This is a genomic window from Pseudoalteromonas gelatinilytica (assembly GCF_001641615.1).
Taxonomy (GTDB): domain Bacteria; phylum Pseudomonadota; class Gammaproteobacteria; order Enterobacterales; family Alteromonadaceae; genus Pseudoalteromonas; species Pseudoalteromonas gelatinilytica.
Map to the genome: position 1 here is coordinate 81,074 of NZ_LRRU01000023.1, position 21,541 is coordinate 102,614.

18 protein-coding genes are annotated in these 21,541 nt (G+C 42.3%); 4 read left to right on the forward strand and 14 right to left on the reverse strand.

All coding sequences use genetic code 11. The features are described from left to right. Positions 1 to 5: 5 nt before the first annotated feature. The 11 genes from NH153_RS20465 to NH153_RS20515 form a co-directional block, all read right to left on the reverse strand. Positions 6 to 2,759 carry a beta-helix domain-containing protein gene (locus NH153_RS20465; RefSeq protein WP_063529237.1) on the reverse strand — a complete coding sequence of 918 codons (2,754 nt, stop codon included), beginning with the start codon at positions 2,757 to 2,759 and terminating at the stop codon, positions 6 to 8. Between the two features lie 291 nt (positions 2,760 to 3,050). Beyond that, positions 3,051 to 4,358: a tetratricopeptide repeat protein gene (locus tag NH153_RS20470; protein WP_063707378.1), complete on the reverse strand. Its 1,308-nt coding sequence runs from the start codon at positions 4,356 to 4,358 to the stop codon at positions 3,051 to 3,053. Between the two features lie 17 nt (positions 4,359 to 4,375). After that, positions 4,376 to 4,981 (reverse strand): energy transducer TonB, encoded by a 606-nt coding sequence (locus NH153_RS20475; protein WP_062568031.1) that lies wholly within the window; start codon positions 4,979 to 4,981, stop codon positions 4,376 to 4,378. Between the two features lie 12 nt (positions 4,982 to 4,993). Next, entirely contained in the window at positions 4,994 to 5,407 is a 414-nt protein-coding gene (locus NH153_RS20480; RefSeq protein ID WP_063707380.1) for an ExbD/TolR family protein, read from the reverse strand. Positions 5,408 to 5,452: 45 nt separating this feature from the next. Beyond that, positions 5,453 to 5,980, reverse strand: coding sequence for a MotA/TolQ/ExbB proton channel family protein (locus NH153_RS20485; protein ID WP_054552070.1), 528 nt, complete (start codon positions 5,978 to 5,980; stop codon positions 5,453 to 5,455). A 3-nt stretch (positions 5,981 to 5,983) separates the two neighbouring features. After that, positions 5,984 to 7,351 (reverse strand): MotA/TolQ/ExbB proton channel family protein, encoded by a 1,368-nt coding sequence (locus NH153_RS20490; protein ID WP_063707382.1) that lies wholly within the window; start codon positions 7,349 to 7,351, stop codon positions 5,984 to 5,986. Positions 7,352 to 7,361: 10 nt separating this feature from the next. Continuing rightward, the gene (locus NH153_RS20495; protein WP_063707385.1) at positions 7,362 to 8,114 is read right to left on the reverse strand and encodes a DUF3450 domain-containing protein; all 753 of its coding nucleotides are present in this window, start codon (positions 8,112 to 8,114) and stop codon (positions 7,362 to 7,364) included. 176 nt (positions 8,115 to 8,290) lie between these two features. Continuing rightward, the gene (locus tag NH153_RS21900) at positions 8,291 to 8,896 is read right to left on the reverse strand and encodes a DsbA family protein (RefSeq protein ID WP_063707387.1); all 606 of its coding nucleotides are present in this window, start codon (positions 8,894 to 8,896) and stop codon (positions 8,291 to 8,293) included. Continuing rightward, positions 8,897 to 9,976, reverse strand: a complete 1,080-nt coding sequence (locus tag NH153_RS21905; protein ID WP_240494394.1) for a diguanylate cyclase — start codon at positions 9,974 to 9,976, stop codon at positions 8,897 to 8,899. Positions 9,977 to 9,995: 19 nt separating this feature from the next. Further along, complete coding sequence (locus tag NH153_RS20510) at positions 9,996 to 11,885, reverse strand: methyl-accepting chemotaxis protein (RefSeq protein WP_063707392.1); 1,890 nt, start codon at positions 11,883 to 11,885, stop codon at positions 9,996 to 9,998. A gap of 346 nt (positions 11,886 to 12,231) precedes the next feature. Then, entirely contained in the window at positions 12,232 to 13,503 is a 1,272-nt protein-coding gene (locus NH153_RS20515; protein WP_063707394.1) for a sugar MFS transporter, read from the reverse strand. Between the two features lie 137 nt (positions 13,504 to 13,640). On the opposite strand from NH153_RS20515, the gene NH153_RS20520 reads away from it, so the two are divergent. After that, entirely contained in the window at positions 13,641 to 14,858 is a 1,218-nt protein-coding gene (locus NH153_RS20520) for an AGE family epimerase/isomerase (protein WP_063707397.1), read from the forward strand. Further along, complete coding sequence (locus NH153_RS20525) at positions 14,858 to 15,811, forward strand: carbohydrate kinase family protein (RefSeq protein WP_063707399.1); 954 nt, start codon at positions 14,858 to 14,860, stop codon at positions 15,809 to 15,811. The genes NH153_RS20520 and NH153_RS20525 overlap by 1 nt, the downstream gene beginning before the upstream one ends. A gap of 58 nt (positions 15,812 to 15,869) precedes the next feature. Here the strand turns inward: NH153_RS20525 and NH153_RS20530 are convergent, their stop codons facing one another. After that, a complete protein-coding gene (locus NH153_RS20530; RefSeq protein WP_063707774.1) occupies positions 15,870 to 17,513 on the reverse strand; it encodes a M1 family metallopeptidase in 1,644 nt (547 codons plus the stop codon). Between the two features lie 211 nt (positions 17,514 to 17,724). On the opposite strand from NH153_RS20530, the gene NH153_RS20535 reads away from it, so the two are divergent. Together NH153_RS20535 and NH153_RS20540 are read left to right on the forward strand one after the other, a co-directional pair. After that, positions 17,725 to 18,492 carry a hypothetical protein gene (locus NH153_RS20535; RefSeq protein ID WP_063707401.1) on the forward strand — a complete coding sequence of 256 codons (768 nt, stop codon included), beginning with the start codon at positions 17,725 to 17,727 and terminating at the stop codon, positions 18,490 to 18,492. 75 nt (positions 18,493 to 18,567) lie between these two features. Beyond that, positions 18,568 to 20,304: a hypothetical protein gene (locus NH153_RS20540; protein WP_063707403.1), complete on the forward strand. Its 1,737-nt coding sequence runs from the start codon at positions 18,568 to 18,570 to the stop codon at positions 20,302 to 20,304. Positions 20,305 to 20,330: 26 nt separating this feature from the next. Here NH153_RS20540 and NH153_RS20545 read toward each other — a convergent pair whose 3' ends face one another. Together NH153_RS20545 and NH153_RS20550 are read right to left on the reverse strand one after the other, a co-directional pair. Then, positions 20,331 to 20,855 carry an RNA methyltransferase gene (locus NH153_RS20545; RefSeq protein ID WP_063707405.1) on the reverse strand — a complete coding sequence of 175 codons (525 nt, stop codon included), beginning with the start codon at positions 20,853 to 20,855 and terminating at the stop codon, positions 20,331 to 20,333. Beyond that, entirely contained in the window at positions 20,855 to 21,352 is a 498-nt protein-coding gene (locus NH153_RS20550) for a YcgN family cysteine cluster protein (RefSeq protein WP_054552059.1), read from the reverse strand. Before NH153_RS20550 ends, NH153_RS20545 begins: the two co-directional genes overlap by 1 nt. Between the last annotated feature and the right edge of the window lie 189 nt (positions 21,353 to 21,541).

Sequence of the window (21,541 nt, forward strand, 5' to 3'; positions counted from 1 at the left end):
CTGTGTTATTCCAGACCTACTGTCCAACCTTCAGTCCAGTTGTTATCAGCAGATACTGCACCAATGTGCGTTGTTGTATCGAAGAAACCGTCGATTGCTTTAACGTCTGTCGCTGTTGTTGTATCGATAGTGAAAATACCATTTACAACTTGCGTTTGGCCTGTAGCAACTAAGTTACCTAATGTGTTTGTCCACCAGTTTTCAACACTGAAATCTACACCACTTGGGTCTTTGAAGTTTTCAGAACATGCAATCACTGATGATTTAATCATTAAGGTACCATCTTGAGCATTCTTAACTGTTTCACTTTCACCTGAAGCAGCACCTTCAATCTCTAGACATTCGCCCATACCTTCAGGGCCCGTTACGATTGCGTTATAGATTTGCGCACCCGTACCTTCACGGAAGTACATACCTTCTGAGTCATCTTCACCATCAAAGGTATTACCGATGATTGTTAAGTTAGCAATTGTTGGGTTTGACTTAGGTGTTTTAGACGGTGTAGAACCATCGTTGTCTGCTTCAATACCACGGTTCGCGTCTGAGTTATCAGCTGCTTGCTTAACAAGAATGTGCTGCATTTTACCTTGGAAACCATTGTCCCAGTCGATGCTGTCATCTTGAATGCTTGTTAGTACTAAGTACTTCGCTTGTACGTTACCACCGAAGAACTCAACACCGTCATCCGCATTTTGGTGAACTTGCACATACTCAACAGTAGTACCAGAACCAACACCACCAAACGTGATACCGTTTAATTCGTTATCTGGTGCGATTTCGTAACCACCATTCATCACACGAACATAACGCAATGTACCTGAGTTATCCGTTGTATCAGTACCACCGAACACCGCACCTGACTCAACACCTTCAACTTGAAGTGCACAATCACCTTCTGCTGGACACTTGTTTGATGGTGCGTTACCAAGAAGTACTAAACCACCCCATTGACCAGCGGCTGTAGTACCACCCATTACATCTTGGCTTGAAGTGAACGAGATTGGCTCATCTTTAGTACCGTTAGCATTAATTTTTGAACCACGGCTAATTACTAAGTAATCATCACCTGTACGGCCATATACTGTTACGCCTGGCTCGATTGTTAAAGTAGCTGAATCTGCATTATCTTCACCTACAAATACTGCGCCGCTTAATGCGTAGTAGTTACCCGCAGTAAGAGTTAAATCAGCGGTGATACGACCAGACACTTCACATGTTGTTGTGCTGCCATCAACTGGAGAAATTGACGTTGTACCTGATGGACAACCTGCTACTGCTGGTGGTGCAGTTACTTCACCGCCACCGTAACCAAATGCCCAACCTTCACGCCAGTCATCTGAATCATTCAGTGCACCAACAAAGTCAACTGTATCGAAGAACGCATCAACAGTATTTGCTACATCTTGGCCCGCGCCTAGTAATGGAGAACCTGCAATTGGTTGACCGTTTGCACCAAGCATTGGCTTATCATTGATTACGTTACCAGATTGTGCTGTAAACCACGTTTCAAGCTCTAGTAATGAATTGCCGCTACCATCAACTGGGTTTTTGAAGTTTTCGCCATTAGTACACGACATGAAAGTGTTTTGAATTAAGATAGTACCATCGTTAGCGTTATTAACTGTTTCGCTTACACCGTCTTCAGCACCTTCAATTTCTAAACACTCACCCATTTCGTCAGAACCAGTGATCACAGAGTTGTAAAGGTGTAAACCTGTACCTTCACGAAGGTAGATACCCTCAGCATCGTCTTCACCGTCGAAGTTGTTGCCGATGATTGTTAAGTTAGAGATGATTGGTAATGATTTTGGTTCTTTAGAAGGTGTGCTACCGTCGTTATCTGCTTCGATACCACGGTTTGCATCTGTTGAATCTGGATCTTGTTCAACGTAAACGAATTGCATTTTACCTTGGTAACCATTGTCCCAGTCGATGCTATCGTCGTCGATGCTTGTTAATACAACGTGCTTCAGATTTACCGCACCACCGAAGAATTCAACACCATCATCTGAGTTGTTGTGAACTTGTAAGTACTCAACCGTTGTACCAGAACCAACAGCACCAAATGTAATACCATTTAATTCATTATCTGGGGCAATTTCATAACCAGCATTTTTAACAACAACGTACTTTAAAGTACCCGAACTATCTGTATTGTCTGTACCGCCGAATACAGCACCAGATTCAACACCTTCAACTTGAAGAGCACAATCGCCTTCAGAAGGACACTTATTAGAGATACCGTTACCAAGAAGCACCATACCGCCCCATTGGCCTGCAGATGTTTCTTCACCAACTACGTCTTGCTTAGAAGTAAAGATGATCGGGTCGTTTTTAGTACCTGTAGCTTCAATTTTAGAGTCACGGCTAACAACTAGGTAATCAGAACCGCTGTTACCGAATACTACCGCACCCGCTTCAATTGTTAACGTTGCACTGTCTGCTTTATCGTTACCAACGAATACAGCACCATCAAGCGCCCAAAATGCGTCTGTTGATAATGTTGTATCTTCAGTGATTACGCCTGAAAGAACTTGTACTGTCACATCACGACCTAATGCAGCAGACACTTCGTTCGAAAGACTTTGGCTGTATACACCCGGTAACTCTTCAGTTGTTGGTGGTGTAGTTGGGTTAGTAGGTGTAGTTGGTTGCTCAACTGTTTCTTCTACGTTGATGTTGATATCACCACCGCCACAACCTGCTAGTGAGATTGCTGTAGCTACAAGACTAACCTTGAATAAGCCAGATAATTTCATTGTTCACTCCGTTAAGATAGATATTTAATTATTGTGTTAGCGCATAAACTCAAGTCACCGAAAAAGCACTGCAAAATAATGCTTTTGGGTCACTTGAGTTTTAAACTGCGACTACCTTACGGGAGCTGTATGACAAACTAGTTACACTTTAATAAACATAAAATGACAATATTAATTATTTAAAAAAGAGTAAGTTAGTTAATTTTAGGAACGGAAAAAAGCCGCCCGAAGGCAGCTTTGGTGTTGCGATTATAAATTAGTTCTTTTGTACGCTTACCTGTTGAATACGATTTAGAGTAAAGCGGTACGTAATGTTTCGGCGTGCACTTTTTCACGCTTCACATACTTGATCCATTGCTCAGCTAAACGCTGTGACTTTTTGTGTTTTTCCGCTTGCTCAAACGCTAAAATCGAGGCATCAAAGTTTTGTAAATTGTACTGCGCCATACCTAAAGCAACATACACATTTGATTCAAACTCTAAGCCGCCTTTATCTAGGGCTTTACGTGCTGCATCCGCTGCTTCTTCGTATTTTTCAAGATTAATGCTTACCTCTGCAATACGTTGTTCGTACTGACCATGCGTAACTAAATCAGCGGCTTTTGCAAAGTACGGAAGTGACTTTTCACCCTCTTTTGCTTGTACCATCGCTTCTGCAACAAAGGCATAGTTTTTCGCTGATTTTTCAGCGACACCGTCTTGCATTGCTTTACTCATCACGTTCGCCGCTTTAAAAGCCAGGCCGTTGTATAAATACACTTGTGATAATTGACGTAAATCTGATTTAGATTTCAGGAAACCTTGTTGATATGCCGCTTCTAAAATCGCTAATTGCTTTTTCTCTGCGCCCGTTTCACCGTACATGCCACCTAACTGAACCCAGTACTCAGGCTTGTTGTAAAGCTTAACTAAACGCTCAAGTACCTCGACCACTTTGTCAGACTGGTTAAGTGAGTAATACATAGCACGCTGTAAGATTAACCAGTTTTCTTTTGGCATTTCACCTTTGCTGTCGGCTTCTGCGATAGCAAGGTTAATGTTTTCAATGCCTTTTTGGTAATCTTTAAGCTGATAATATGCTTGTGACTTTAATACGTAATAAGCATCTGTTTTAGGCTTGTCGTTAATCACATCCCACTGCGCTAAATATTTGATTACCTTTTCGTAATCGCTATTAGCCATTGCAAGTTGCGCTAAGCTAAAGGTGGTGCTTACACGTAATGTTTCTGGAATCGCATCTTCGTTTACTACTTTTTCAAACGACGCAATTGCTTTATCTAAGTCGTTTTCGTTGTAGTAAATAAAACCGTAGAAATTATGCATCATGGCAATTTCATACGAGTTCATGCTTGAAGAGCGCTCTTGAATACTATCAAGGGCTGCTAATCCTGCTTTTGCATCACCATCATCAGCTAGCTTTTGTGCTCGTGCTAATTGGCTATACACTTTTTCTCGCAGTGCAGGTACACGTTTGGTTTTTTGTTCTTCAGCGTAAGCTGTTGCCAGTGTGACACCTGGTAACATGCTAACAACGCTTGGAATTACCAGGCTGCTTGTGAAAGCAGCCGCGCAAATCACGGCAACTTTTAAAGGTTTCATAATCGCATTCCTCTTTTCTAACCGTTAATTTGGAAAGAAATTTTGTTCTGTACGCCCGCTACTTCAACAGCTTCACCGTTAACAACGCGCGGTTTATATTTAAATTTAAGTGCTGCATCCATCGCAGCGCGGTCAAACAGTGATTCTGGTTCAGCTTTCACTACTTTCGGGTCACGTACTGTGCCTTGTTTAGTTACTGTAAACTCAACTATCACATAGCCTTCAATACCACGCGATAAAGCTCGGCGCGGATAAACAGGCGCTACCTTTACAATCGGTAGGTATTCACCGTCACTTGATTCAAGGGCTAAACCACCGGCTAAGTTAACGTCGGCTTCAACACTGGCACCAAAGTCAAAGTTCGCATTGCTCGCGTTAGGATCACTGTTTTGCATTTGCGGTGATTCCATTGGCGGAGGTGGCTCTTTTGGCGTTGGTGGCTTTTGCGGTTTACGTTCTTTCTTTTGCACTGTCTCTTCTTTTTTCAGACGAACAAAATCAAGTACGTTTCCTTTTACGGGCTCAGACATGGCCCCTTCACCACCGGTGATCAGTGCCTGCATGCCTAAAAACAGCATGACAGTCACGATACCCGCGATGATTAATGCAACTATATAACGCATCGCTCACATTCCTTATGATGCTTCTTGCGCAGCAATCGACACATCAAATGCGCCTGCAGCACGCGATGCATCCATTACTTTGATAAGTACATCGGTTGTGGCTTTCTTATCAGCTTGAATAACCACGCTACCTTGTGGGTTTTCTGCTTTTAAGCGTTCGATATTTGCTTGTACTGCACGAATATCTACTTGGCGTTTGTTGATCCAAATTTCACCTTTGTCAGAAATAGCAACTAAGATGTTGGCACGTTCTTTTTTCACTGCCGTTGCCGCTTCAGGACGGTTTACATCAATACCGGCTTCTTTTACGAATGATGCTGTTACGATAAAGAAGATAAGCATGATGAAAACAACGTCTAGCATTGGCGTCATGTTGATTTCTTCTGCGTCGTCTTCTTGAAATAAGTTACCTAGTGGCGCTCTCATTGTTAGTCTCCTAGTGGGTGATGCTCACATCACCCTAAAATTCGTTTAGTGGTCTAAGACCATGTTGTCTTCAAGTAATTGCACTTCGCGTTTTGCACGACGTTGTAAGAACGTTGAGGCGAAAACCCCTGAAAGTGCACCCACCATACCGGCCATTGTTGGGATAGTGGCTTTAGACACCCCTGATGCCATCGAACGTGCACTGCCTGTGCCTGTGATTGCCATTACATCAAATACTTCGATCATGCCGGTTACGGTACCTAACAGACCTAAAAGTGGACATAACGCAACCATTACGTTGATTAGCGCAAGGTTATTATTTAGTTGCATGCCAGCGCGTGAAATCATCGCTTGGCGAATTTGCTCTGCGTTCCAGCTGTTACGCTCTGCTCTATTGCTCCAAGTGCTTTTTACGTCTTTCTTGTAGCGTTTAAAGCCACCAAAGAAATACATAAAACGCTCAAGTATCAATAACCACATCGCGAAGATGAGGACCCCGATGACCAAGAGAACTTGGCCACCTGTGTCGAGGAAATCACGTAGAGCATTGATTGCATCAATCAATAGCACCATGATTTATGCTCCTTTCTCGCTTCGCTCTGCGATGATACCTGCGCTTTGCTCTTGTAAAATCAACAGCATGTTTTTAGAGCGCGTGTTAAGAAGTGTGTATAAGAATACTGTTGGGATAGCCACAACCAGACCAAGTACCGTTGTTACAAGTGCCTGAGAAATACCACCCGCCATTAGTTTAGGGTCACCTGTACCGAACAAGGTAATTGCTTGGAAGGTGTTAATCATACCGGTTACCGTACCTAGTAGACCAAGTAGCGGTGCTACCACAGAGATAATCTTGATTAGCGTCAGGTTACGAGTAATTTTTGGCATTTCACGAATGATTGCTTCGCTTAATTTAAGCTCAAGCGTGTCGTACGCTACATCTGGGTACTGATCTTTCACTTTCATTACGCGACCAAGTGGGTTGTCATCACGTGCCACGGTGTCTTTAAGCTGACGACGGATTTTGCTACCCATAATCATCAGAGATACAAAACGCTCAAGTGCGATTAGTAAAGCGATTAAGCCAACACCTAAGATGATGTAACCTACTGTACCGCCTTGGTGAACTTGCTCTTCAGTATCTGGTGCTTGTACTAAAAGACCTAAAATTGAACCACCTGTAGGGTCAAGCGCGAACTGCACAACACCTGATTTTGTTTGTTGTAAGTCAGTCGCAGTTGCAGTGTAACGGCTGCTTGGCTGACGCGTAAGCTGGCTGATTGTGTTCGTAGCCGGTGTGTACTCTAGGTATTTACCATCTGCGATTAAGTTAAATGCACCAACACGCACCACTTCTTTTTGTGCTTTGCTGCCACCTTCAACGATAACATCTGTTGTAAAGCGAGATACTTTACCTTGCTCAGTCATTTCGCGTTGTAATTCAAACCATACTTTTTCGATATCATCGATTGAAGCAAGCTTTGACGTTGAACCCATTTTTTGTGCCAGCTCATCCATGAAGTTACTACGACCTGGAAGCTCAGCAGAAACAACTGACGTCATGAATTTGTTGCTTGAATCGCCCGCTACTTGTTGTAACACACCGAATAGCTCTTTAAGTGAACCCATACGGTTTGAAAGCGTGTCTGTTAAGTTAGCTAGCTTTACTTCGTTCTCTTCAAACTGAGTTTCTAAACGCTCAGACTCGTTAAGCATTGCAGCACGCTTTGCTTGCGTATCTTTAAGCATTTGTACTTGTTCGTTTTGACGCGCCACGAACTCTTGCTCACGTTGCTTATTCTCAACGCTTTGCTGTGCTTTACCTTGCTCTAATGTTTTTAGTAATGAGTCTAAATCCATTGGCTCAGCCGCTAGGCTGCTACCAGCAAAACCAAGGCCTGCTGCAAACACGGCCATCTTTGTCATTTTCGTTAATAATTTCATCTCAAACCTCTTATTCAGCAGCGTGGACTGGCAGTGTTAACATATCTGGGGCAAGTTGCTTACGTGCAATGCGTAAACCTTTGTTGATTTGGCTGATTGCAGAATCTGGTAATTCAACAAATGATTTTGTTTCTTTATCCCAGCTACCTGCTTTTTTGCCGTCGCGTGTTAAATAAATAAGTTCTAAACGACCGATGCGTAAGAAATCCACTTCGCGCTCTTGGCCATCTACATTCAGTAATGATGTGTACGCTTCGATAGTGCGACCGTAATCCACTTCTACTTGGTAAGCTTCAAGTAAGCGGCGGAATTTTTCACTAGAAGTGATGTCTGCGCGATCCATCATTTCTTTTAATGATGCAATACGCTTGCTACGTTCTTCAGTTAAGAAAGGCACGTCTAGTGCAACGAATTGCTCAAGACCTGTGATCATTCGCATCATTAACGGCGTAATTTGACGCTCGATAACCGATACCTGATCCATTGACTCGTTTAACGCGTCCATTTCAGCAATTTGGTTGTTTAATTGCTTAGTAAGTTGCGCGTTATAAACAGTTAAGCCGTCAATTTCTTTATTAAGGGCTTTGAATTGTTGTAAACGACCTTGCATTGAATCTACAATCTTGTCGATTTTAGTTTGTGATTGCGCTGCAGATTTGTTTATCTCGCTGCTTTTATCAATTACTTTATCTAGATCGTTTGCATGTACTGCTGCAGATGCCGCTACAATACCTGCTAAAATCAGTGGTTTAACGCCTTTCATCGCATACACCTTTACTCGTTAAGTTAGCTTAATTTGCTAGTTGGGTTGTTTTATTGTGCGAAAGGATAACGATGAAAAATGACAAGCATGTTGCGCAAAAAATACAAAAATATGACAGCTGTAACAATTAGTTTATATTGCACAAAGATAAGGCAAAAGTTGCAGGGTTTCGGGAACTAAATATGGGATAGGATTTGCTGGTAAGTGCTTTGCCAGTCTTGATAATTAATCGGGATAGCAACGTAGAGCCCTTTATTTTCAAGGACTAAAGACGGAAAGCCTTGAATAGGTAAGCTTCTCGCTTGGTTTATTTCGGCCATGAGTAACGAATTTATTTTTTCACTTTCAATTTCGTGAATAAATGCGTTTTTTTCTAAGCCAATTTGCTCAGCAAGGCTTGCAAGGGTGCTGATGTCCGATGGATTTTGTGCATTTAAGTAGTAGGCTTTTTGAATGGCATAGAGCATCTCGTGCTCTTTATTGTACTGTCTTGCAACAAGCACTGCACGGCATGCTGGGTAAGTAGAGCGGCGTGGTTGCGCTAAATGCCAAAACTCATGATTAAATGGCGTGCCAAGTTGCTGTTCAATACGCTGCCATGTTTGCTGTAAAAACTGCTGCATCTCTTTTGGCATAGGCTCATCTGAATCAGGCGCGAGGCCACCCACTTTATATTCAATAGCCAGTTTATCGCCAAGGGCCGCTTTTAGTTTTAACCAGGTTTCTCTGTAGCCCCAACACCAACTACACATTGGGTCGTATACATAAATTAGCTTTGCCATTTAGCTTATCTCAGTTAGATCAGAGACCACTACATTACGCCCTTTTGCTTTGGCTTTATAGAGGTTGTCGTCTGCTTGTTTAATCGCTTTACTAAATTGGCTGCCTCGTTCGAGGCTAGCAATGCCAATACTACACGTAATAGTCACAGACTGCCCCACATCATAAGGGATCTGTTTTTCGGCGACATAACTACGCAGTTTTTCAGCCACTGCATGGGCAATGTTAAGCCCTGCTTTTGGCAGCAAAATAATAAACTCTTCACCGCCATAACGGGCTTTTATATCTGTGCCACGTAATTTATCGTGCAGCATAGAGGTAAAGGCTATTAAAGCCTGATCGCCAAAATCATGACCATAACTGTCATTAAGTGATTTAAAGTTGTCTAAATCAATTAATAATACCGACATAGGTAAGTAGTTTGCCGCTTCAGCTTCAAGACGCGGTTGAATATGCTCATAAATATAACGACGATTGGCAAGGCCTGTTAGTGGGTCAGTCAATGCATCGCGTTTTTCTATTAAAGTGATGTCAGCAATTTTTTGATGGCTTTTTTGTCTAAAGTATTCACTAATTGCAGAGAATAAAATCACTAAACTAAATGATGCTAAAAAGCGCGAGGTTTCAACTTGCCCGTAATGTGCTTGGCCAAAGTTAGGGCTAAAAAGCAGTGCAATTGCACTAGCATACATAATCCCAACCAACACACTGCCTACTTTTAACCCTAAGGTGACATAAGCCACAATGGGGTAAAACATAAGCCAATATAAAGCGGTGTTTTCTTTGCCGCCGGTGTACACCAAGGCCACACAGAGCAGCAAGATAATCGATAAAATAATGCAACTAATAGACACCAACGCGCCGGTGCGAAAGTAATACATCATGCAAAGTACAATAGTGACATCGCTCACCACTAACATAATAGTGAGCGGCAAGGCGTAAATTTGATAGTTAGATAACACTAACGAAGTGATTAGTACGATGGCAAAAAAAGCCATGGTAAATAAGGTGAAGGCACGGCGCTGTTTATCCGCCGTGTCGACACTGTTTAACGTTATGGCATTAAGCCAATTTTGATCCAAAATTGCAGTCTCTTAACAACTAAACTTTAAATTTAAGTACCAATTTTTCAAGCTCATAGAACTGGGCTTTTAATTTAGTGCACTCGCTCAAGGTGTTATTAAGATTACTTTGACCTTGAGTAGACAGCTCACTAATTGAGTGTATGTCACTGTCTAAGCTTTGAATTACTTGGTTTTGCTCAGTTGTGGCATTTGCAACACTGTGGTTCACCTCATCGATTGACTCAATAGCACGGGTAACCTCAGCCATTTTTTCGCCCGCAACATGAGCTTGTTCAACACTCTTTTCACTATCGCGAATACTGGTTGTCATTACCTCAACCGCAGACGCAGAGCCTTGTTGTAACTGAGAAATAGTGTCTTCGATTTCTTGTGTTGATTGCTGGGTACGGTGCGCAAGTTGACGTACTTCATCTGCTACAACCGCAAAGCCACGACCTGCTTCACCCGCACGGGCCGCCTCAATAGCTGCATTTAGGGCTAGTAAGTTAGTTTGCTCACTAACACCTTTGATCACTTCAAGTATTTGGCCGATGCTTACAGTGTGCGCATCTAAACTATTAATGGTTTTTTGTGCCTGCTCCATATTACGAGACAAGGCATTAATTGCTGTTAAGTTATCAGCTAATGCAGATTGGCTTTGTAATGATTGGCTATTCGCACTCGTTGCTAACGTTGACGCATGACTTGCACTGTTTGAGATTTCTACTGCGCTCGATGTCAGCTCGTTAATAGCTGTGGCAACGTTATCTGTACGCTTTGTTTGATCAGCATACATGGCTAATGTGCCTTGAGTTTGGTTAACTAAACTCTCAACTAAACGCTCAAGCTCAACGGTGGTATTTTTAACTTGTTCAATTGATGTATGAATTTTCTCGATGAACGCATTAAAGTAATGGCTTAGCTCGCCAAACTCATCATTATTTTCAACCTCAAGACGACGGGTTAAATCACCCTCTCCCTCTGCAATATCTTTAATTGCATCGTTTAAGCGCTGCATTGGGCGCATTAAATAACGAAGCAAAAATTGCATCATTAATACAATCGCGACAATACCCAATAGCATGTAAATAGCCGCCATATTTCTAAATGAGGCAACCGATGAATAAGCAATTTCTTCGTTGATCACCACACCTAAATACCAATCAACGTTTTGAATTCCTTTGATTTTGGTGAATGACACTAATTTGTCTAAACCACCCACTTGTACTTCTACAAACTCAGATTGTAATGACAGGCTCTTGCCGAATAAATCACGCATGTTTTTGTCGTTAAATTTAGTTTCTGGGTGGCTTAAAATACGGCCTTCACTATCTAGTAAAAAGCCATAACCAAACCCTAGAAAGTCAATTTCGTTGACGATTTTTGTTATGGTTTTCATGTCGATGTCAGCACCTGCAACACCGCTAAACACACCGTTAGCTTGCATTGGCGCTACAGCCGAAATAGTTAGTTCATTGGTGGTTACATCAATATAAGGCGCCGTAAATGCTGTGTTCGTTTTGTTTTCTACAAGTTTGTACCACGGGCGTGTTGTAGCATCGTAATCCGGTGGTAAAACAACCGATTGGTCATTCAATACAAAGGTGCCGTCAGTGATACCGATGTAGGTGTTTTTAAAACCACCGGCTTTGTCAGCAGTATTGAGCTGTGTGAGCGTAAGCTCTTTGCTATCACCAAGTTGATAGGTATCAGCAACAGACGAAACAATCGCTAATTTAGCATTTAACCAGTTAGCTATGTTTTGCGACACTGACTGAGAAATCTCTTGAAGAACAAGCGAAAGCTGCTCCTGCGTTTGGCTGCGCATAGAGATGAAGTTATTAATCGTGAATAAACCGAGCACTATCACTAAAACCAGTGATGCAGCCACAGTTACCTTGGTGGTAAATTTTAGAGTGCTTTGCATGACAAACCTGTTTGTTATTTTTTTCGTTGTTAGCCTCTTTATATTTAACAAATTTAAAGCTCTTTGTCTTATAAAATTAAGCTAAAACTAGAAAAACGTTCCTTTTATTAAAGTACGCTTTCTTTGAAAATCAATTACTTTGTTAACGGCAGCACATTCAACTTCTTAAGTCGCCTTTAATAAATAACAGCAAAAACAACCTTGGAACGTTCCTACAAATTACTACTTTAACCACCCCTGAATACGTATTCATTAAATCATTTTGTCATCAAGTTTTGTTGGCTCTAGCAAAAAATGGCACAAAAAAACCCCGCAACTCAGTGCGGGGTTTTATTAATCGTAATTGTTAGCCGATGCGTTTTTTCCAGCTATCAGCTAAGCGAACAACGTTTAAGCCGTACCAAGCGATAAATGCATAACAAATCACTGGTACAAAGAAGCTTTGTTGAATACTAACAGTATCTGCAACCACACCTTGCACTAACGGTACTAATGCACCACCCACGATTGCTAAACATAACCAACCCGACCCTTTACTGGTCAGTGATCCTAAGCTTTCGATTGCAACTGAGAAAATCGTTGGGAACATGATTGAGTTAAATAAACCAATCGCAAGTACTGAGTAAAGCGCAACATTACCTTCAGTGAAAATAGTCACTAACAGTAATACAATTACCATCATGGCATTAAAGAATAACGCTTTTGAAGGCGCAATCTTTTGCAGTGCTGCAGAGCCAATGAAACGACCTACCATTGCACCGCCCCAATAATAAGCAATTAGGCTTGCAGCCGCATGCTCTTCAAGGCCAGCAATGTGTGCTTCACCAAAGTAGTTTACTAAGAAGCTACCAATTGAAACCTCTGCACCTACATAACAGAAGATACCTACAACACCCATCATTAAATGAGGCGCTTCAGCTAGGCTGTGGCCTTTTGCTTTGCAGTCTTGCTCTTCTGAGTGCTCAGAAATAACCGGTAATTTAAAGAAGGCAAATACCACAGCAATGGTCAGTAGTGCTGCTGCAAGCATAAGGTATGGCACTTTTACAGATTCAGCAGTGGCCGCGTTTGCAGCTAGTGTGCCCGCTGTACCAAAGAATAAAATACCACCCACATATGGTCCAACTGTAGTACCAAGTGAGTTAAGTGCTTGAGCTAAATTTAAACGTGACGACGCCGTTTTTTCAGGACCTAACGCCACAACATACGGGTTAGCAGATACCTGTAATACGGTAATACCTGATGCTAAAACAAATAACGCACCTAAGAATAACCAATATTCATGCACAACAACTGCTGGGTAAAATAACATACAGCCAATTGATGCCACGACTAAGCCTGTTAGCACGCCATTTTTATAGCCCAGTTTTTTAACCAACATGCCCGCTGGTAGCGAAACAATAAAGTAAGCACCAAAGAAACAAAACTGAACCAGCATTGCCTCTGTATAGGTTAAATCGAATACCCCTTTTAAGCGCGGGATCAACACGTCATTTAAAACTGTAATGAAACCCCATAAAAAGAACAGGGTTGTCATTGCCGTCAGTGGTAGCAGGTAGTTTTTATTTTGCTGCGAACCATCGGCGACAAACGATTGGTTTGTATTTATTTCACTCACGTGGTTTTCACTCCGTTAACAAGTTACCTTTGATTCTACACATTGAAGTAAAAATAGCACAAAGATTTACTAGGAACGTTCCAATATTTTTATTTCCTGCTATAGTTGCTAAATGTACACAGATTTATTGATAGACCATGGCAACAGTTGACTTTAAAAGCCCTGATTTTCTTAAGCAGCATATCCAAGATACCCTTGCTTTTTATCACCCCCATTGTGTTGACCATTCAGCTCATGGCTTAGCGGGCTTTTATCAGTTCTTTAAAAATAATGGCGCGATTTACGATAAACACACTCGCCATTTAGTTTCGAGTACCCGCTTTGTATTTAACTATGCGATGGCATACATCGAATTCAAAGAGCCAGAATATTTAAGCCTAACTAAACATGGTTTAGCCCACCTTGAACATGCGCATAAGCAAGCATCTGGTGGTTATGCTTGGCTTATTAAGCAAGAAGATAACGGCGCAGTCACTGTGTTAGACGATACTAACCATTGTTACGGGCTTGCCTTTGTTATGCTTGCAAACGCAGTAGCCTTAAAAGCAGGGGTAAACGACTGCAAAAATACAATTTCTCAGGTTTGGGATTTATTAGAGCAGCACTACTTTGAACCCCAGCATAATGCCTATTTAGATGAGCAAAATGCCGATTTTAGCTGTGCAGATGACTATCGCGGCCAAAATGCCAATATGCATTTATGCGAAGCCTTACTCATGTGTTTTGAAGCAACCAACGAGACCCGTTATTTAAAACGTGCTAAACAACTTGCCGAAACTTTTACCGTAAAACTGGCAGCACAGAGCCAACAGTTTGTCTGGGAGCATTACGCTAAAAATTGGCAAATCGATTTAGATTACAACAAAGATGACCCGCAGCATTTATTTAGACCTTGGGGATTTCAACCAGGGCATCAAACTGAGTGGGCAAAACTGTTACTTATTTTAAACCGCCATATTGATGAACCTTGGCTGGTAACGCGTGCTAAAAGCCTGTTTGATGAAACCTTAAGCATCGCGTGGGATCAGCAACATGGGGGCATTTTCTATGGCTTTGCACCAGATAAACAAATTTGTGATAGCGATAAATACTTTTGGGTGCAAGCCGAATCATTAGCCGCAGCGGCCCTACTCGCTGATGCCACACATGACGAAAGCTATTGGCAATGGTACGAAAAAATTTGGCAATACAGTTGGCAACATATGGTAGATCACCAATATGGTGCGTGGTATCGCATTTTATCAGCACAAAACCAACCATACAGTGACGAAAAATCGCCAGCAGGCAAAACCGACTACCATACTATGGGTGCCTGCTACGAAGTATTAAGAACCTTAACCTTGAGGAATGCATAATGAGTTTAGTGTGTTTTGGCGAAGCATTAATCGACTTTTTATCAGATGGTAAACAACCAGAGTCATTTACTAAATACGCAGGGGGCGCACCTGCTAATGTGGCTGTTGCAGCAGCAAAACTAGGCCTAAACACCAGCTTTTGCGGCATGTTAGGCGATGACATGTTCGGTCACTTTATTAAACAAGAACTTGACCAGCATGCGGTAAACACCCAGTACTGTACATTCACCGATGCCGCGAAAACAGCGCTGGCGTTTGTATCACTTGATGACAGTGGCGAACGCTCGTTTAGTTTTTATCGCCCACCAGCCGCCGATTTACTGTATCGCATAGACGATTATGACCATGCAATGTTTGCAAATCACGCCATCATGCATGTATGCAGCAACAGTTTAACTGAGCACAACATCTATCAAACCACAATTTATGGTTTAACGCAGGCGAAAAAAGCCGGTGCAATTTGTAGCTTTGATATGAATCTGCGCGAAAACCTATGGCCAAGTATGCGCCATACTATAGATAGAATGTGGCATGTTATTTCACTGGCAGATATCGTTAAACTCTCATTTGAAGAGCTTGAGTTTTTAAATCAAAAAAGCCATCAAGAAATGTCACTTGAGCATACTATCGATGCCATTTTAAAGGCCGGTGTAACCTGTTTGCTGGTTACCAATGGCGGCGAAGCAATCAGCTTTTATCACGCAGACTTTAAAGGCCAAGTTAGCCCACCAGCGACAAAAGTGGTTGATACCACAGCTGCAGGTGATGCGTTTATTGGCGGCATGCTGTCAAAGATTGGTCAGCACTGTGAAAACAAACAAAGCTTTAAAGCGTTTTGCCAAACGCCAGAGAATATCGAACAAACCATTGCTTATGCAGCTAAAGCTGGCGCTTTTGCAGTAAGCCGCTATGGTGCATTTGCGTCTTTACCAAGCGCAGCCGATTTAGCCTAGAGCTTTGTTTAGGTTGAGTAATAAGCCCAGCATTAGTAATTAATGCCGGGCTTATTCGCTATTGCTCAGCTTTACATTTATCGATAATTGGTAAATACCTAAACACCTTCATGTTTGGATCGATCACCACATGATCCCCCGCTTTTAAAGCAATGCTAATCTCGCCATTTTCAACAGAATAAGTTTGCAACGAGCCGTTTATTTGCACCGGAACTGGCATAGGGAATGGCTTACCTTGCAAAGAGTTTTTGTTCCATTTCAGCGTCAAGCTGTTAGCTGATTGAATAACATCAAGTTCCGGTAATTGAGCCTGTTTTAAATACACATCAAACAGCCAGCTATAATCTTTCGCCGTTAAGCGGTTAACAATAGCAATAAACTCATCGGTATTTCGATATCGCGGTGAAATTGGATAAGCCAATTGCTTGGTGTCGTTCACCCCATAAAGCAGCTCACGGGTGGCTTGCCAAAATAACTCATCACCAATCAACCAGCGTAAGGTATGTAAAGTCCAACTGCCTTTGCCATAAATATCAGGGTTGAATGCTTGATCTGAGGTTATATCGCCATCAAGAACAATGGCTTTACAGTTTTTCAGCCCTAAATACGACTTATACATGCTGTGGTTATAGGCCGCTTCACCGAATTTATACAAGCTATAACTTGGCTGCATGTAACTGCCAAAGCCTTCGTGTAGCCATGCATCGTTGAGTTTTTCATGGGTCATTAAATTACCAAACCACTCATGAGCTAACTCATGCTGTAATAACCAATCATATCCGCCTGCATCACGCTTATATTTTTTACCATAGGCATTGATAGTTTGATGTTCCATACCTAAATGCGGTGTTTCAACAAAGCCCAGTTTGTCATTCCCCCATGGGTAAGGCCCTAAAAAGCGCTCAAAAAACGCGACTTGAGAACGTAAATCCTGCTCTATTAGCATCGACGCTTGCTGTGTGTGTTTAGTAAGTGCCCAAAATTCAATCGGAACCTCAGTGCCATTAATACTGGTATAACTGCGCTCAATACGTTGATACGGGCCTATGTTCAGAGCAATGTTATAGTCGCTTGCAGGCACAGATAGCAGCCAATCAAATTGTTGTTTGTGTGCACCGACTGGTTTTACGCTTTGCAATACCCCGTTGGTTACCGCACTTAAACCATTTGGTACTGTGAGCCTTATGCGCATGCTATCGGCTTTGTCAGCAAAATGATCTTTACATGGCCAGAATAAATCACAGCCTTCGCCCTGCACTGCGGTAGCTATCCACGGCTCGCCGCTTTCGGTTTCAGCAAATACAAACCCGCCATCCCAAGGGGCGTTTTTAGCAATATGGGGGTTGCCCTCATAGGCCACCGCAACACTCACTGTGCTGCCCGCAGCGTATTGCTTACCTAAATCGATATTTAGCACACCTGCATTGCGGGTATAGTTAAGTGTTTTATCGTCAGAGGTTATGGCAGTGATTAAAAATCGGCTATCAAGTTTTAGTTCAACAAATTGGCTTGCAGATAGCATTTTAAACTGCGTTTTCGACACGCCTTTAATGCGTTTATCATCAGGAAACACTTCAAGTGATAAGTCGTAAAATTGCACATCGCTTTTTAGTGCAACTGCCGATAATGGCTGACCTGTATCACCAACGCTTGGATCAAGTGGCAAAGGTTTAACACTACAGCCAGCTAAAATGGCGGTCATAGCAATCGCTGTAGCGCTTTTAAAAAAATGAGTTACCTGCAAAACATCTACTCCATGTCGTTATTATTGTTATTAAAATATGACATAGCTGAAAGATTAAAACTGTGCTTTGCGTTGAATAACAAAACGAAAATATTTCATCATCAAATCAATGCAAAAAAGCCCAGCGTTTCTATAATTAATACTGTGATTTACTTAAAAGGATTTAATAATGCTCACTTTAAAACAACCTCGTATGTTAACGATTTTATCTTTCGGTTTAGTATTCGCCTCACCAACTGTTTATGCCGACCAATGGCAATTTTCTGTAGAGCCTTATTTAATGGCCACTGCGATTGATGGCAGCTCGGCAATTGGCACTATAGAAGCCCCCCTTGAAGTCGAATTTGATACCATTTTAAACAACCTCGACAGCGCATTTATGCTCCATCTTGAGGGATATCATCAATCAAACTGGGGTTTTATTGCTGACTGGGGTTATATGGATTTAAGTAAATCTCATAACGCCCCAAAACTTGGCGTGCTCAGTGCCCGGGTGCGCCAAGCCGTGCTCGAATTAAGTGTTGCGTACCGTTTTTCTAGCCCTTCGATGGGTGATTGGGTTAACTATGTGGGTATTCGTCGTTGGGATAACAGCTACGAATTCGACCTTGACCCTAACTTTATGTCGCAAGTGTCCGTGGTCGACAGAGATGAAGATTGGATTGACCTCATTTTTGGCTTTCACTTGAACAAACAATTAAGCGAACATTGGCAGTTAACAACCGCAGGGGATCTCGGTGGTTTTAACTTAAACGCTAAATTGACTGGCAGCTTTAAATTAGGTGCGGTGTATCAAATAAACCCACATTGGGATCTAGGTATGAGCTATAAAACCACGTATGTAGATTACCAAACAGGCCAACGCGGAAATAAAAACTTCTTTAGTTATGATACATTTACCCACGGCCCGCAAATAAGCGTGAGCTATCAGTTTTAGTCGTTAGCCCGCTAGTAATTTGTTTCTATTTCATGGTATGTTTTTTAACTAATTAAAGTAAAAGGAATTCATCCTATGAATAATAAGCTTCTTGCTGGGGGCGCAATTGCGATTGTTGCAGGTGCGTTGTTGTACTCACAAAATAAAGCCAGTGTTGAGGTAGATTTACCTGAGCTTGCCTACGTACCTGCCGATACGGCGGTTTTTTATGGTCAACTTAAACCGTTTCCGTACAGCAAATACTTTGCGCTTATGCCAGATGCAATGAAAGGCACGAGCGATTTAACGCCCATTATTGCTGAGCTTAAAACAGTTGATGATAAGAATGCCCTATTCCTTGCATCACTGATGGAAAAATACCAACAATCACTGAGCTCTTACGACGCCTTCAAATCGATTTGGGGCTTTGGTGATGACTACAAAGGCATGATGTATGCGCAAGGTTTAATGCCGATTGTACGTTTTCAGGTCGCGGATCAAAGCAGCATTATCAATAGCATTAAGCAATCTGCTGATGAAGCAGGTATTGCGTATACAACTGAAAGCCTTGAAGGCGTAAGTTACACGCGCTTTACCATTGAACTTGAAGGCTTAGATAACTTCAACCTAATTGCATCAACGCACAACAATTGGGCTACCTTAACGCTGACCACTGCGCTTTCTAATGATCAAGATTTACGTATTGCCCTTGGCGTAGAAAAACCGGCTCAATCACTGGCTGAGACTAAAAAGCTACCTGAGCTAATTAAAACTTTCTCGCTTGATGGCAACTCGGTTGGCTTTGTTGATCATCAACGTATCGCCAATGCTATAACAGGCAAAGAAGACTCTCGCTTACACCAGATGCTCAAAGAGCTACTTGATAAAGCCCAGCAAGCGAATGCATTAGCAGCGATTTCAACACCTGAGTGTCAAGATGACATTGCAGCCATTGCCGCTAAATGGCCTGCAACAGTATCAGGCACAACAAAAACCCGTATTACCACCGACTACGCCGACTTTGACGTAAAAGCAGTACTGCAAAGCACAGATCAAGACTTACTTAATACGCTACAAGCCGTGCGTGGTTTTGTACCAAAACATACCACTGAGCTTGACGGTCAAATGATGAGTGTTGCTTATGGTATTGATGTAGCAAAAGTACTGCCGCTTGCCAACACACTAACCGGTGCAATTAAGTCAGCTGAGTTTAACTGTGGCCCAATTGTCGCACTACAAAATGAAATGCAAGAAGTAAGCACCGCTGGCCTTGCTATGATGTCGGGTTTTGCAAACGGCGTGCAAGGTATGAGTGTCAGCGTTCAAGACGCTGCATTGACCATTGATGACTACAACGGCCCACAAATAGACAAACTTGATGCCATCGTTACCTTATCGGCTACTGATGCCCATGGCTTGTATTCAATTGCGCAAGGTTTTGTGCCGCCGCTTGCTAACATAAAACTACCAGCCAATGGTGATGCCGTACTGATCAATGAATACATTCCATCGCCTGTGCCACTTAACTTTGATATAAAAATGGCCCTTAAAGGCAATCATATTGTGATTTTCACGGGTGATAAGTCAGCGCAGATTGCCGAGACTTTAGAGTCGCAAAGTGTTACTAAAAATGGCTTTGTGAACATGGCATTCGACGTACAAAAAATCTTATTACCTTTGCTTGATACGATTGCTGCAACGGGTCAATTAAGTGATGAAGAAATGGCTGAGCTTGATTCCCTACGCGACCAACCTGTAGGTGTGTATTTTGCCACAGACATTACCGACAACGGCATTGGCCTTGAAAGTAACGTACAAATTACTAAAAAGTAGTTTTGAGTTTGAATCTAAAAAGAGCGCTATTTAGCGCTCTTTTTTTGTTGCCATTTAAGTGAGTTGTTAGTGTCTCGACTATTGCAAATGGTGTCGTTTGAACTCTCAATACCACCGAGTTTGGCAAGTCGGTCGTAAAGCACAACATTGCAGGTTGCGGCTAGGTTCATACAGCCAATGGTTGGTACATACACTACTTCATCACACCATTTCAGCACGTCTTTACTGACTGAGCCATCTTCAGGGCCAAATACATAAAATGCGTTTTCAGGGTGCTTAAATTCAGGCAGCGGCGTTGCACCTTCAACAAGCTCAATCACCACCGTTGTGGCACCTTCAGGCTTTGCTTGCTCAAGGCTTTCAACTTGCGTTAGCGGAATGTGCTCAAGCACATTTTTGGTATCGGTATGGTACTTATTTGCACGTAAATAGCGGCTACCAGTAAAAAACACCTGGTTAGCGTTGTAACAACCCGCGGCACGTAATACGCCACCCACATTGGTTGGGCTTTTTGGGTTTAACAAGCCAATGCTTGCTTTAAGTGTGCTCATTAATCAATGTCTCTGGTTGGCCATTCGGCCACGTAAAGGTCAAAGTCATCTAGATCTACATCACAGTCTTTCACTGTTTTGTCACGCACAGAAATACCCAGCTCATGCATCATATCTTTACTACCACCGTTCAATAACGGGTGCCAAGACGCAAGGCCACGGCCTTCGTAAAGGCGGCGGTAGCTACAGCTTTGCGGCATAAAAAAGATATCTTTGAGGTTTTCTTTAGTGAGCTTAACACATGAAGGCACCAAGGTTTGGCGGTTCGCATATTCGCTACACCCACAGGTGTCGTTGTCTAGGTATTGGCAAACGATATTAGTGAAGATCAGTTCTTCACCCTCGCGAAGTTGATCCGTTGCGGTAAATTCATCTTCGTCTTCACTGTCGATAAATGTGTTTAAACAACATTTACCACAGCCGTCACAAATGGCTTCCCATTCGGGTTGTGACATTTGCTCAAGCGAGCGCTTAAGCCAAAATTGATCTTCTAACATGGTATTACTCAAAGCCCCTAAACAGCGCGCATTCTAGCGTAAAGCCAGCATGCGCGCAAAGTTTAGCGTGTTTGGGCGATACCCAAGCCATCTCAAGATGCAGAATTCAGCGTTTCACAGGTGCCTTAATATCAAGGCGTTACTTTGCAAGAATGGCAGTCCCTTTTAAGAAGTAACAACGATGAGAGT